Source organism: Mesorhizobium sp., assembly GCF_041661565.1.
Taxonomy (GTDB): Bacteria; Pseudomonadota; Alphaproteobacteria; order Rhizobiales; family Rhizobiaceae; genus Mesorhizobium.
Genome location: NZ_JBAZUD010000140.1, coordinates 1 through 13,428, shown reverse-complemented (window position 1 = coordinate 13,428; position 13,428 = coordinate 1). Strand labels below are relative to the sequence as shown.

The following is a 13,428-nucleotide window of genomic DNA, read 5'->3' as shown; positions in this document are numbered from 1 at the left end:
TCGGCGAGGACGACCAGCAGCGCGGCGACACCAAAGCGGCCGCAGAAGCTTGGCGCGGCGGTGAACAATGCTGTCATGACCCGGCCTTTCCGATCGTTTGAGGCCGGATTGCCGGCGGGCTCTTGCGAACAAAGGGGATGACGATCGCCGGGTCGGCGCGTGGAGGATCCACCAGCCACCAGCCTTCGCCGAGCAGCCGGAGAGGAAGGGACCAACGGTGTCTTGCTTGCTTTTCCATGCCGTCTGTCTCGCAGACCCTTTTGGGCGAGGTGCGGCGGATCGGAGGAGGTTTTCCGCAAGCGTGTGCAGTTTTCGTGCAGACGTGCGGTCCAGGCTCATTTCCTCTCCGGGGGAACCACCTGGCAACTGCCGCGAACGGATATTGGGAGCGCAAGAATCCTGCACCGGGCCAAGGGTCGACCCCCACTCCGTCGAGCTTCGCTCGACACCTCTCCCCCGATCGACGGGGGAGAGGAAGGGCGCGAGCTTATGGCGCTGCGCTGTTCAGCCGATCGATGGATAACACTACGAACCGGATACATGGGTAACAGTTCTCCTCCTTAAGCGCACGCCACCTGGCTCCCTTCCTCTCCCTCCGGAGGGGGGAGAGGTGGCTCGGCGAAGCCGAGACGGAGTGGGGGAACCACCTGGCAACTGGCGCGAACGGTATTGGGAGCGCAAGAATCCTCCTGCACCGCGCCAAGGGTCGACCCCCACTTCGTCGAGCTTCGCTCGACACCACTCCCCCGATCGACAGGGGAGAGGAAAGGCGCGAGCTTGTGGCGGCGGGATGTCCAGCCCGTGGATGGGTAACACTACGAGCCGGATACATGGGTAACAGTTCTCCCCCTAAGCGCCCGCCACCTGGCTCCATTCCTCTCCCTCCGGAGGGGGGAGAGGTGGCTCGGCGAAGCCGAGACGGAGTGGGGGGAACCACCTGGCAACCGCCGCGGCGGAAGGCACTAGGCGCAAGCGTCGGCTCGCCTTGCAGCATCGCCTCGTCTTGCCCCCAAGGATCGACCCCCGCTCCGTCGAGCTTTGCTCGACACCTCTCCCCCGATCGACGGGGGAGAGGAAGGGCGCCCTTCCGCGGACGATTGGCTTCTCTTGGAGGTCAGGCCCTCTTCGCTTGCCTCGGCCAGCCCCGCGCGGCATAGATCGGCCATGACAAACGAACTCTCCCGCCCGCGCCGCTCCGTGCTCTATGTCCCAGCTTCCAACGACAAGGCGCTGGCCAAGATTGCGAAGCTGTCCTGCGACGCCGTGATCATCGATCTCGAGGATGCCGTCGCGCCTGCCGACAAGGTCGCCGCGCGCGAGAAACTGGCCGGCATTTTCGCCAACCGCTCCGGCGGGCGCCTCGAAATGATCGTGCGCATCAATGGGCTGTCGAGTGAATGGGGCAATGACGACCTGCTGGCCGCCGCGCGCTGCGAGCCGGACGGCATCCTCTTGCCCAAGGTCGACACGCCGCGCGACCTGCTCGAGGCCGGCGACGTGCTCGACGACAATTTCGCCCCCGACAGCGTGAGACTTTGGGCCATGATCGAGACCCCCAAGGCCATGCTCAACATCGGCGCTATCGCCGAACTCGGCCGGGATCCTTCCTCGCGGCTCAGTTGTTTCGTTGCCGGAACGAATGACCTGGTCAAGGACACCGGCGTGCTGGCGACGCCCGACCGGCGCTATCTCATGCCCTGGCTGATGACGATGGTGCTGGCCGCGCGCGCCGGCGGCCTCGACATGCTCGATGGCGTCTCCAACGATTTTCGCGATCTCGACGCCTTCGCCCGTGAATGCGCGGAGGGGGCGGCCATGGGGTTCGACGGCAAGACGCTCATCCATCCCGCCCAGGTCGAAGCGGCCAACCGCGCCTTTGCTCCTGCCGCGCAAGCGGTGGCCGAGGCGCGGCAAATGCGGGATGCCTTCGCGCTTCCGGAGAACAGCGGCAAGGCCGTGATTTCGCTGAACGGGAGGATGGTCGAGCGGCTGCATCTGGCGCAGGCCGAAAAACTGCTGGCGAAGGCAGCCGCCATCGGCGCATGATCACCGGCAGCACTATCCACTGCGACAGGAATTGACGATGAAACTCTACCGCTTTCTGACTGGCCCGGACGACGCCAGCTTCTGCCACAAGGTGACGGCGGCGCTGAACAAGGGCTGGCACCTGTTCGGTTCTCCGACCTATGCCTATGACAAGAAGGCCAAGACCATGCGCTGCGGCCAGGCCGTGGTGAAGGACATCGACGGCCAGGAATACGGCCCCGACACCAAGCTCAGCGACTGGTAGGATAGCCGAGGCTGCCTTCTCTCTTTCGTCATCCTAGGGTCTGCGCCGCGTCGCTTCGCTCCTTGCTCCGCCCTAGGATGACGAAGGTATAGGTTTACTCGGCCGCCTCTTCGAGCTTCTCCATATCGTCGTCCGACAGGCCGAAATGATGCCCGATCTCGTGGATCAGGACATGGGTGACGATGTCGCCCAGCGTCTCCTCGTTTTCGGCCCAATAGTCGAGCATGGCGCGGCGATAGAGCGTGATGCGGTTCGGCCCCTCGCCGGTCTGCGGGTTCCAGCGTTCGGCGATGCCGCGTCCCTCGAACAGGCCGAGCAGGTCGAAGGGGGTTTCGAGCGACAAATCGTCCATGATCTCGTCGGTCGGAAACTCCGCGATCTGGATGACGATCTCGCCGGTCAGCTTGCGAAAATCCTCCGGCAGATGGGCGTAGGCCTCCAGTGCCAGGAACTCCATTTCCTCCATCGAGGGGGCAAGTTCGTCATGCCAGGTGCGGGTCTTGTAGATGCGTGCCATGCTTTATCCTTTGAAACGGGCATATAGGCTTTCGCGCTGGAATCGGCAAATGCCGCGCGCGATGCCACGACCCATGCGAGCGGGAAGGAATAAATTCCTTGTGACTCTGCTTGACTCTCGGAACGCCCTCTGGAATCTATAGGAACATAACAGGAACAATTGTGATTGGACGCTGACCGTCATGGCGATGACCGCCGTGGCGCGGGAAACCGTTTTTGCCCTGCGCCGCCAGATCGCGAAGATCGAGGGAACGCTGCCCGAGCGCCTGCAGGCGCCGGCCGCCGCAAACCTTGATGCCGATTTCGGCGCAGATGCCGCTGCCAAGACACGCGCGCCGGCTATGGATCTCACGCTGGTCCGGCGCGGCATTGCCGTGGCCTCGCCGGACGCCTTCCTGTCCACCGGCGTCGAGCGCCTCGATGCCGCCCTGGGCGGCGGTCTGCCGAAAGCCGCGCTCAGCGAGATTCATGGCACGCAAACCCGCGATGCCGGAGCCGTCGCCGGCTTCGCCCTGTCGCTCACCAGCCTGATCCTCAAGCAGGCGCAAGGGTTGCCGGTGCTGTGGATCGGCACTTCGGAGATTTTCCGCGAGGCGGGCTTTCCCTATGCCAGGGGGCTGCATGCCTCCTTCGGCATCGAGCCCGAACAATTGCTGTTTTCCGAGGCACCCAGGCTTGTCGATGCGCTGTGGGTCGCCGAGGAGGCCGCACGGATGACGGCGCTCGCCGCCGTCATCCTGGAGATCCGCGGCAATCCGCAACGGCTGGACCTGACCGCGACGCGACGGCTGCATGCAAGGACACAAGGTGCCGGCCGCCCGGTGTTCCTGCTGCGCCAGGCCGCCGGACCCGAACCGACGGCGGCACCCGTCCGCCTCATCGTCGCCTCGGCGCCGGCCGTGCCGCGCGCCACCATCGCCGGGCCGCTCGCCGGCTCGATCGGCCGCCCCGCCTTCACCGTCACCATCGGCAAGAGCCGCACGGCCCTGCCTGGACAATTCACACTGGAGTGGAACCCCGATGAACGCGCATTCGATGAGAGATGGGGCGACGAAAGAAGGGCCGAGGCGAGACGGAAAGAACGGGCAGCGGATCCTGTCCCTGTGGCTTCCCTATCTGGCGGCGGAAAGGATCCTGCGGCAGCGTCTGGGGCGGTCCTGGCGTTCCCGGCCGTCGGATCCCCCGTCGCCATCTCACCCACCGCTCGTGATCAGCCACCGCCAGGGCAACGCGCAGCGCATCTCGGCCCTCGACGAGCGGGCTGAGGCGCTGCACCTGAAACGCGGCATGGGCATCGCCGATGCGCGCGCCATGCATCCGTCGATCGACATCGTCGAGGCCGATCCGGAGGCCGACCGCCGCCTGCTCGAAGGCCTGGCCGACTGGTGCGACCGCTACACCCCGCTGGTGGCGCTGGACGGGGCGGATGGCCTGTTCCTCGACGTGACCGGCTGCACCCATCTCTTCGGCGGCGAGCGCGCCATGCTGGACGACATCCTGTCGCGTTTCTTCCATCAGGGTTTCGATATCCGCGCCGGCCTTGCCGCGACGCCTGGCGCGGCCTGGGCGGCGGCACGGTTTGCCAGGGACCGCATCGTCGCCGGCGGCGAGGAGGAGGCGTTGCTGGCGCCCCTGCCGCTGGCAGCCTTGCGCATCGACCCCGCGACCCGAACCAGCCTTGAGAGCGTCGGCCTGCGCACGGCGGGCGCCGTCATGGCGGCGCCGCGCGCGCCGCTGGCCCGCCGCTTCGGCGCATCGCTGCTGCTGCGTCTCGACCAGGCGCTTGGCCGTCTCGACGAAGCCGTCTCGCCGCGCCTTCCCGTCGCGCCGCTTTCGGTGGAACGCCATCTCGCCGAGCCTATCACCCTGACCGAGGATATCGAAAAGCTGGTCGGCATGCTGGCGACGACCCTGAAGACCGACCTCGAGCGCCGTGGCGAGGGCGCCCGGACACTGGCGCTGCTGCTGTTTCGCGTCGACGGCGCCGTCAGCCGCATCGCCATCGGCACGTCGCGGCCGATGCGCGAGCCTCGGCTGATCCAGCGCCTTTTCCATGAACGGCTGGCCGCGCTGGAGCAGGATATCGATGCTGGCTATGGTTTCGACCTGGTTCGGCTTTCCGTGCTGGCCGCCGCCGCCTTCGACATGGCGCAGGCCGATCTGACCGGCGAAGTGACCGACGACGGCGCCGACATCGCGCTGTTCGCCGACCGCATCCGGGCCCGGCTTGGCGAGGATGCGGTGCTCAGGCCGGTCGCCGTCGAAACCCATCTGCCGGAGCGTGCCGTAGCCACCCTGCCCTTCGCCGAGCCGCCGCGCCGGACCACGCCGCCGAAGAAGCCGGACCGGCTGCGAGCGCCGATGACGATCTTCCCGCCGGAACGGCCGATCCGGCTTTTCCGCTCGCCCGAGCCCATCGATGTCCCCGCCACCGAAATGCCCGAAGGACCGCCGCTGCATTTCCGCTGGCGGCGCGCGCTCTACAGGGTCGCCCGTGCCGAGGGGCCGGAACGCATCGCCGCCGAATGGTGGCGCGCGGCGCCAAGCGACCCGGCGGCATCGACACGCGACTATTTCCGCATCGAGGATGCCGAAGGCCGCCGCTACTGGCTCTACCGGCAAGGTCTCTACGGCGGCTCCAAGGTCCCGCCGCGCTGGTTCATGCATGGTGTCTTCGCATGAACGCGCTGACCGTCATCCCCTATGCAGAGTTCGGCATCCAGTCGAACTTCTCCTTCCTGCGCGGCGCCTCGAGGCCGGAGGAGCTGGTGGTCGCGGCCAAGCTCCTCGGCTTCTCCGCCATCGGCCTTGCCGACCGCAACACGGTGGCGGGCGTGGTGCGCGCCTGGCAGCAGGCCAGGGTCGAGACGTTCTCCTATCATCCCGGCTGCCGGCTGGTCTTTGGCGACGGCACGCCGGACATTCTCGCCTACCCGCAGGACCGCAAGGGCTGGGGCCATCTGTGCCGCATGCTGACGCAAGCCAATCTGCGCGACGAAACCGAAAAGGGCGCCACTCTCCTCCAGCGCGCCGACCTGCTCGAATGGGGCGACCTGATGTCGTTGGCCGTCCTGCCCGATCCGGCGGCCTGCGCGGAAGACGGTCTCGCCACGCTCCGCCAGCTCAAGGATCGCTTCGGAAGAAACCTGCGCCTGGGCGTATCGCCAGACTATGCGGGCAATGACCGGTTCCGCATCGAACAGGCGGCGGCGATGGCCGAAAGCGTCGGCATCCCGCTGATGGCCACCAACGACGTTCTCTACCATACGGCGGAGCGGCGCCCGCTGCAGGACGTGCTGACCGCCATACGCCTCAACACGCCCGTCGCCGAGGCCGGGCTGGACCTCGCCGCCAATGCCGAGCGCCATTTGAAGCCGCCGATGGAAATGGCCCGCCTGTTCCGCCGGCATCCGCAGGCGCTGGCCGAGACCCTGCTGTTCGCGCGAGAGCTGACCTTCTCGCTGAGCGACCTCCAGTACAATTATCCTGACGAGCCGACGGAATCGGGGCTCGGCCCGCAGGCGGAGCTGGAAAGACTGGCAAGGGAGGGAGCGGTCATCCGCTATCCCGCGGGCGTGCCCGAATTCGTGACCAGGCGGATCGAGGAAGAACTCGTTCTGATCGAACGCCTCAACTATGCCCGCTATTTCCTCACTGTTTACGACATCGTCAAATTCGCGCGCAGCCAGGACATTCTCTGCCAGGGGCGCGGTTCGGCCGCCAATTCGGTCGTCTGCTTCTGCATCGGCATCACCGAAGTGGGGCCCGAAAGGATCAATTCGCTTTTCGAGCGCTTCATTTCCGAGGAGAGGAACGAGCCGCCCGACATCGACGTCGATTTCGAGCATGAAAAGCGCGAAACCGTCATCCAGTACATCTATGAGAAATACAGTTCCAAGCGCACGGCACTCGCCGCAGCCGTCATCAGCTATCGTGGCCGCTCGGCGCTGCGCGAAGTGTCGAAGGCGATGGGCCTGTCCGAGGATGTCAGGTCATTGCTTTCCGGCTCGATCTGGGGCTGGTCGACCTCGGAACTCGGCGAGAAGGAAGCCCGCGCCGGCGGCCTCGACCGCACCGATCCTGTCGCCATGCACGTGATGGAGCGCGCCAACGAGATCATGGGTTTTCCCCGCCATCTGTCCCAGCATGTCGGCGGCTTCGTCATCACCCGGGATCGCCTCGACGAGATCGTGCCGATCGTCAAGACGGCGATGGACGAGCGCAAGATGGTCGAGTGGGACAAGGACGATCTCGACTCGGTGAAGATCCTCAAGGTTGATATCCTGGCGCTCGGCATGCTGACCTGCCTGCAGCGCGCCTTCACCTTGCTTACCGAGCACTATCCGAAGGCACGCGACCCTTTCGGGCAACCCTATGTGCTGGCCACCCTGCCGGCGGAGGACCAGAAGGTCTACGACATGATCTGCCGTGCCGACACGCTCGGCGTCTTCCAGATCGAATCGCGTGCCCAGATGTCGATGCTGCCGCGCCTCAGGCCGCGCGAGTTCTACGACCTCGTCATCGAGGTCGCGATCGTGCGGCCGGGGCCGATCCAGGGCGACATGGTCCACCCCTATCTGCGCCGCCGCCAAGGCAAGGAAAAGCCTGAATATCCCAAGCCGGAACTCGAAGAGATTCTCGGCAAGACGCTGGGCGTGCCGCTGTTCCAGGAACAGGCGATGAAGATCGCCATCGTTGCCGGCGGCTTCAAACCGGGCAAGGCCGATGAACTGCGCCGCGCCATGGCCACCTTCAAGCGCACCGGCACGATCGGCAATTACCGCCAGCAGATGATCGACGGCATGACGCAGAGGGGGTACACGACGGACTTCGCCGAGCGCTGCTTCAAGCAGATCGAGGGGTTTGGCGAGTACGGCTTTCCCGAAAGCCATGCCGCGTCCTTTGCCCTGCTCGTCTATGCCTCCTGCTGGTTCAAGACCTTCTATCCCGACGTGTTCTGCGCCGCGATCCTGAATTCGCAGCCGATGGGGTTCTACCAGCCGGCGCAGTTGGTGCGCGACGCGCGCGACCATGGCATCGACATCCGCGACGTCGACATCAATTATTCCGTCTGGGACTGCACCCTGGAAGAAGCGCCTTTCGACCCGGCTCGCATCCTGTCCCGCCATGCCGAGATGCGCGGTGTCATCGAGACCAGCCATGCGCTGCGGCTGGGCTTCAGGCAGATCAAGGGCCTGTCGAAGGAACGCATGGCGGCTTTCGTGGACCGGCGCGGCGGCGGCTACGAATCCGTCAGGGATGTCTGGCTGCGCTCAGGCCTCGATGCCGACGAAATCGAAAAGCTGGCGCAGGCCGACGCCTTCCGCTCGCTTGGCCTGGACCGCCGCGAAGCGCTGTGGGCGGTGCGCGCGCTGGACCGCAGGAGTGCCGCCGAAAAACTGCCGCTGTTCGACCAGCCGTCGATCCGCCTGCGCGAACTGGAGCCGGAGACGACACTGCCCAGGATGCCGCTCGGCGAGCATGTCATCCATGACTACCGCTCGCTCGGCCTGTCGCTGAAGGCGCATCCGGTCGCCTTCCTGCGCGAGCGGCTCGACCGCGCCGGCGTCACGCCCAATGCGAACCTGCCTTCCGTTCCCGACGGCAGGCGGGTCTCCGTTGCCGGGCTTGTCCTGGTGCGTCAGCGCCCCGGCAAGGGCAACGCCATCTTCCTGACGCTCGAGGACGACAAGGCCGTCGCCAACGTCATCTTCTGGCAGAGAACCTTCGAACGCTTCCGGCCCATCGTCATGGGCGCGCGGTTCGTGAAGGTGACCGGCAAGTTGCAGTCGGAATCGGGCGTGATCCATATCGTCGCCGAGAAGATCGAGGACCTGACGCCGTGGCTGACCGTGCTTCTGGAAAAATCCGGCAGCGCGGGTGCGCCGGAAGCGCGCCGCGCCTCCGAGAAAGGGCGGGATCGCTCCAGCCAGGCCGCGCCGGGCAGGCAGGATCTCGCAACGCTGTCTGAAGAAGCGGAAAGCGTCATGCCGAAGGGACGGAATTTTCAGTAGGCGGGATGCAGACATTGACGCTGGCGGGCAGCACCCCCCTCTGGCCTACCGGCCATCTCCCCCGCAAGGAGGGAGATTACGCGCTCGGCGGCTTCGCCAATCTCCAGGGCTGCAGGAGCTGCCGATCTCCCCCCTTGCGGGGGAGATGTCTGGCAAGACAGAGGGGGGTGCTGTCCCGCCAACCTCGGCAACTTCCGCGCTACGCTGATGCCCGGATTACGAAGGCCCGCCCAGCTTCGGTTGTGCCAGCACATCCTCCACGGAAAGCGTGCGCGCCTCCGAGGGCAGCATGATCGGGATGCCGTCGCGCACCGGATAGGCCAGCTTGGCGACCCTCGAGATCAGCTCGCCGCGCTCCGGATCCCAGGCCAACGGCCCCTTGGTCAGCGGACAGGCCAGCAGCTCGAGCATCTTGGGGTCGACGTTGATCTTCTTTCCGTGCCGTCCATCCGCCGCCATCACGCCCTCCTACTGCAAGCTCGAGCCAAAATCCTCATTCTCTCGCGCCAGCGCCATTTCGGTGATGGCGATCAGCGTCTCGGCCCGCGTCTTCAAATCCGCCGCCTCCAGCAGTGCCTGCTTCTCGGCCGGGCCGTAAGGCGCCATCATCGACAGCGCGTTGACCAGCATGGCATTCTCGGCCCGGCTGACGCTTTCCCAGTCGGCTTCCAGATCATTGGCCTGCAGATAGGCGCGAAAAGCCTTGAGCAGCGCCGGCCGGTCGATCTCGCTCGCCGCCTGGTCCTCGTTGAGATCGGTGAGGAAGGGCGACAGCTTGCCCTGGCGAAACGGCGTCTTGACGGTCAGTTCATGGGCGATGCGGAACCGGCACACGCCCTGCAGCGAAATCAGGTAGCGGCCGTCGCCGGTCTCGGAAAAGGCGATGATGCGGCCGGCGCAGCCGACCTTGCAAAGCTCGGGCTCGCCGTCGGCGCGCAACGCGCCATCGAGGCTGGGCTGGATCATGCCAATGAGCCGAGAGCCGGAAACCGCCTCGTCCACCATCTGCACATAGCGCGGCTCGAAGATGTTGAGCGGCATGCGCCCGCCAGGCAGCAGAAGCGCGCCCTCGAGCGGAAAGATCGGGATCGTCGACGGCAAGTCCTTGCCTAGCCGATAATGCGCGTTTCCCGCTTGCACCGCATTCCTCCAATTGTTTCCGTGACGCGCGCCGGTCCTGCCGTGCAGTCAGGATCCATACTGAAGCACCCCGCGTCGAAAGCGATCATGCGACACGCTTCAGTTCTCTTGCATTCGCGCATGCCGTAGTCCCGAGACCGGGGCCACATGCACTAATCTGGCGCGGCGGCAGCCGGCAGCAAGCCGGTGCGGCAAAACAACCGGCTCAGGAAAACAGCAGCGAAGACAATTTGCGCCGCGCCGCAAGGGTCGCCTCGTCGGTCATGCCCCACGCCTCGAACAGCTGCAGCAACTGCGACCTTGCGCCGTCATCGTTCCACGTCCTGTCGGCCTTGATGATGGCGAGCAGATTGTCGGCGGCCGCATTGCGGTCCCCCTTGGCATTCTGGATCATGGCCAGGTCGAAGCGGGCCTGATGGTCGCCGGGGTTTTCCGCCAGCCGCCGCTCGAACTCCGCCGGGTTGCCGAGTGCCGCGGCCTGCGCGGCCACCGCCATCTTGGCACGCAGGGCGGCAAGCGCCGGGGCATCTTTCTTGGCTTCCGGCGCGGTCGCCAGCAGGGCCTCGGCGCCCTCGACATCGCCGGCCTCGAACAGCAGGTCGCCCAGCCCGGCGATCGCCTCGACCGTTTCCGGCGCTTGCGCCAGGATCGCATCGTAGATATCGGCCGCGGTCTGCATGTCACCGGCATCGCGCGCCTCTGTGGCGGCCGCCAGCGCCTCGGCCACCGGCGGCGCGCCGTTGCCCTTGCCGCCGACCTTGGTGATGAAGTCGTTGATCTGGCTCTCGGGAATGGCACCCATGAAGCCGTCGACCGGCTGTCCGTCCTTGAAGGCGATGACCGCGGGGATCGACTGGATGCCGAGCTGCCCGGCGATCGAAGGATGGTCGTCGATGTTCATCTTGACCAGCTTGACCCGGCCGCCGGCGGCCTTGACCGCCTTCTCCAGCTGCGGGGTCAGCTGCTTGCACGGCCCGCACCAGGGCGCCCAGAAATCCACCAGAACCGGCTGGCGGCGCGATTCCTGGATGACGTCGGCGGCGAAGGCGGCCGTCGTGGTGTCCTTGATGACATCGCCTGCGGCGGCCGGCGGGGCGGCCGGCGCATTGCCCACCGCCAAATTCGCACGGGCCGGGTCGGTCCCGCCATACTGCACTGTGGTGGCATACTGGCTGCCATTGCCGCCATAGGCGCCGCCAAACGGATTCTTGTCGCTCATCTCGTTACCCTTCCGTGGCGCGGCCTGCGGGCGGCCGCCGCCTTTCCAGCAATCGGCTTCAAGCCCGATCGTTTTTCAAGCATGCATGTGGCGATCACACCGAGACTTTCAAGATAGCAGCATCGTGCCCGGTTGCCTCGACGAATCTGATGAGGTCCGCCGCCGCGATCGACGTCGTCGCTTCATTGGTCAGCGGATGCGCGTTGATGACCGCATGCTGCATCAACGCAGCATCGAGAATCACCTTGACCCGCCCGGCGACGTCGTTGATGACGCCGAAAACCGTGACCGCCCCCGGCGCGACGCCGAGCAATTCCATCAGCATCTCCGGCTTGCCGAACGAGACGCGGCTCGCGGCGCCGATCAGCTGGTGGATCTGCTTGAGATCGACGACCGCATCCTCGCCGACCGTGACCAGGAAGAAATTATCCTTCTTGTCCTTCAGGAACAGGTTCTTCGTATGCCCGCCGGCGATCTCGCCGCGCAGCGCCTGTGAATCGGCCACCGTGTAGAGAGGCGGATGCCGTTTCGTGGAAACCGGAATGCCCAGTTCGGCAAGGAAGGCAAAAAGTTCAGCTTCGGTCTTCGGCATCGGTGTTGTTCTCGGTCCATTTCCCGCCATGCCGTTTACGGCCAATGATGCGGCCGACACAAGACCGCCGCGCGGCCGCGCAGCGAAATGCGCCCGTGGCGGCGCTTTGCCGGCATCGCCCGGGGCGTCGCGAAAACGCCTGCGATTCCCTGTTGCAATCGCCGCGCTCTTAAGCCATATAGGCCCGGCTTGCGGCCTAGATGCCGTGTGAGCGGGTGTAGCTCAGGGGTAGAGCACAACCTTGCCAAGGTTGGGGTCGAGCGTTCGAATCGCTTCACCCGCTCCAATTTCCTTCAGGGGATCAAGCATCGAAAAGCCGCGGTTCGCCGCGGCTTTTTCGCGTTTCGGGGCAGTGGCCGACCGCCTCGCCCAAATCCCGCTCCGCGCCATCACATCAGTTACGGCGCGGAACGCTTCCGGGCCCGCCTCGTTACTCTCCACCAACCCCCATGATGGAGAAAACCCATGCAGGACATTTCCGGTAAGCGCGTCGCTATCCTTGCGACCAACGGCTTCGAACAGTCCGAGCTTGAAGTTCCGCTGAAGAAACTGCGCGAAGCGGGCGCCACCGTCGAGGTGGTTTCGCTCGAAGGCGGCGAGATCAAGGGCTGGGACAAGAAGGATTGGGGCCGTTCGGTTCCGGTCGACAAGACCCTGGCTGAGGCGCGGCCCGACGATTACGAAGCGATCGTGCTGCCCGGCGGCGTCATCAACCCCGACCTGTTGCGCGTCGAGCCGAAGGCTCTGGACTTCATCAAGTCGTTCTGGACCGCCAACAAGGTGGTCGGCGCGATCTGCCATGCGCCCTGGCTGCTGGTAGAGGCCGGCATCGTGAGGGGTCGCCGTGTCACGTCCTACAAATCGATCAAGACCGACGTGATCAATGCGGGAGGTGTTTGGGAAGACAGCACCGTGGTCACCGACCAGGGTCTCGTCACCAGCCGTAACCCGGGCGACCTCGACGCTTTCTGCGACAAGCTGGCCGAGGAGATCAGCGAAGGCCGGCACGACCGCAGGGCAGCCGCCTAAAGCAATTCCAGGAAAAGAGCGCGATTTTCCAAGGAAACCGCATCGCATTTGCTCCCGTTCCCCGTTTCGATGAAACGGGGAACGGATTTGGCCTCTCGCGGATTTGCTGCCCGCCTCTGCAACGCTTGTGACTTGATCGCCGACTCCCGCAATGCTTCTGTCCCTCGGGCATTAGGGAGCAGTCCATGACGGGATTTGTCGACCGGCAGCGCGCGGCGCGATTGATGCAAGAGGCCCGCATCGACGCGCTGGTGCTGTGCGCACCGGAGGCGTTTCATTACGTAACCGGCGCATCGATGGGTCCGGCGGGGCTGTTCCGGCGGGCGGGTGCGGGCTTTGTCGTCGTTCCGGCCAGGGAGGATCTGCCGCTCGGCGTCGTGGTGGCAGATTTCAACGCGGCGCAATTGCAGCAGCAAGCCGCGCCCGATGCCCTTATCCTCAGCCATCCGATCTGGATCGAAACCGCCACACTCGACCCCTCGTCATCCGGCCAAGCGCTGCCAGAGCGCATCGAGGCCGCGTTCGCAGCGTCCGGTCGACCATCCGATTTTTCCCGGCCGGCGACGTTCGACCTCACCCGGTCGGTCGAGCCGCTGAAACAGATCCTTGGTGAATTCGGGCTCGGCCG

Annotated in this window: 12 protein-coding genes and 1 tRNA gene; 8 read left to right on the top strand and 5 right to left on the bottom strand. The window is 65.5% G+C overall.

Going from position 1 to position 13,428, the window contains the following annotated elements:
* Positions 1 to 1,164: 1,164 nt before the first annotated feature.
* Together WC739_RS20685 and WC739_RS20680 are read left to right on the top strand one after the other, a co-directional pair.
* Positions 1,165 to 2,046, top strand: coding sequence for a CoA ester lyase (locus tag WC739_RS20685; protein WP_372954881.1), 882 nt, complete (start codon positions 1,165 to 1,167; stop codon positions 2,044 to 2,046).
* Between the two features lie 37 nt (positions 2,047 to 2,083).
* A complete protein-coding gene (locus tag WC739_RS20680; protein ID WP_027032001.1) occupies positions 2,084 to 2,290 on the top strand; it encodes a DUF1737 domain-containing protein in 207 nt (68 codons plus the stop codon).
* Positions 2,291 to 2,384: 94 nt separating this feature from the next.
* Here the strand turns inward: WC739_RS20680 and WC739_RS20675 are convergent, their stop codons facing one another.
* Positions 2,385 to 2,807 carry a metallopeptidase family protein gene (locus tag WC739_RS20675; protein ID WP_224662534.1) on the bottom strand — a complete coding sequence of 141 codons (423 nt, stop codon included), beginning with the start codon at positions 2,805 to 2,807 and terminating at the stop codon, positions 2,385 to 2,387.
* A 181-nt stretch (positions 2,808 to 2,988) separates the two neighbouring features.
* Between WC739_RS20675 and WC739_RS20670 the strand changes: the two genes are divergently transcribed.
* From WC739_RS20670 to WC739_RS20660, 3 genes are read left to right on the top strand one after another with little or no spacing between them, the layout of a single operon-like run.
* The gene (locus tag WC739_RS20670) at positions 2,989 to 4,071 is read left to right on the top strand and encodes an ImuA family protein (RefSeq protein ID WP_372954880.1); all 1,083 of its coding nucleotides are present in this window, start codon (positions 2,989 to 2,991) and stop codon (positions 4,069 to 4,071) included.
* Positions 4,013 to 5,488, top strand: coding sequence for a DUF6504 family protein (locus WC739_RS20665; protein ID WP_372954879.1), 1,476 nt, complete (start codon positions 4,013 to 4,015; stop codon positions 5,486 to 5,488). Before WC739_RS20670 ends, WC739_RS20665 begins: the two co-directional genes overlap by 59 nt.
* Entirely contained in the window at positions 5,485 to 8,820 is a 3,336-nt protein-coding gene (locus WC739_RS20660; protein ID WP_372954878.1) for an error-prone DNA polymerase, read from the top strand. Before WC739_RS20665 ends, WC739_RS20660 begins: the two co-directional genes overlap by 4 nt.
* 216 nt (positions 8,821 to 9,036) lie before the next feature.
* Here WC739_RS20660 and WC739_RS20655 read toward each other — a convergent pair whose 3' ends face one another.
* From WC739_RS20655 to WC739_RS20640, 4 genes are all read right to left on the bottom strand, one after another.
* Positions 9,037 to 9,279: a Trm112 family protein gene (locus WC739_RS20655; protein WP_372954877.1), complete on the bottom strand. Its 243-nt coding sequence runs from the start codon at positions 9,277 to 9,279 to the stop codon at positions 9,037 to 9,039.
* Between the two features lie 9 nt (positions 9,280 to 9,288).
* Positions 9,289 to 9,960, bottom strand: a complete 672-nt coding sequence (locus WC739_RS20650) for an LON peptidase substrate-binding domain-containing protein (protein WP_372954876.1) — start codon at positions 9,958 to 9,960, stop codon at positions 9,289 to 9,291.
* Positions 9,961 to 10,165: 205 nt separating this feature from the next.
* Positions 10,166 to 11,179 carry a thioredoxin gene (trxA, locus tag WC739_RS20645; protein ID WP_372954875.1) on the bottom strand — a complete coding sequence of 338 codons (1,014 nt, stop codon included), beginning with the start codon at positions 11,177 to 11,179 and terminating at the stop codon, positions 10,166 to 10,168.
* A 94-nt stretch (positions 11,180 to 11,273) separates the two neighbouring features.
* A complete protein-coding gene (locus tag WC739_RS20640; protein ID WP_372954874.1) occupies positions 11,274 to 11,771 on the bottom strand; it encodes a prolyl-tRNA synthetase associated domain-containing protein in 498 nt (165 codons plus the stop codon).
* A gap of 211 nt (positions 11,772 to 11,982) precedes the next feature.
* Between WC739_RS20640 and WC739_RS20635 the strand changes: the two genes are divergently transcribed.
* From WC739_RS20635 to WC739_RS20625, 3 genes are all read left to right on the top strand, one after another.
* Positions 11,983 to 12,057 (top strand) — tRNA-Gly (locus WC739_RS20635).
* 179 nt (positions 12,058 to 12,236) lie between these two features.
* The gene (locus tag WC739_RS20630) at positions 12,237 to 12,800 is read left to right on the top strand and encodes a type 1 glutamine amidotransferase domain-containing protein (protein WP_372954873.1); all 564 of its coding nucleotides are present in this window, start codon (positions 12,237 to 12,239) and stop codon (positions 12,798 to 12,800) included.
* A 185-nt stretch (positions 12,801 to 12,985) separates the two neighbouring features.
* Positions 12,986 to 13,428 (top strand): aminopeptidase P family N-terminal domain-containing protein (locus WC739_RS20625; RefSeq protein ID WP_372954872.1); only part of this gene is annotated, 443 nt, incomplete at its 3' end.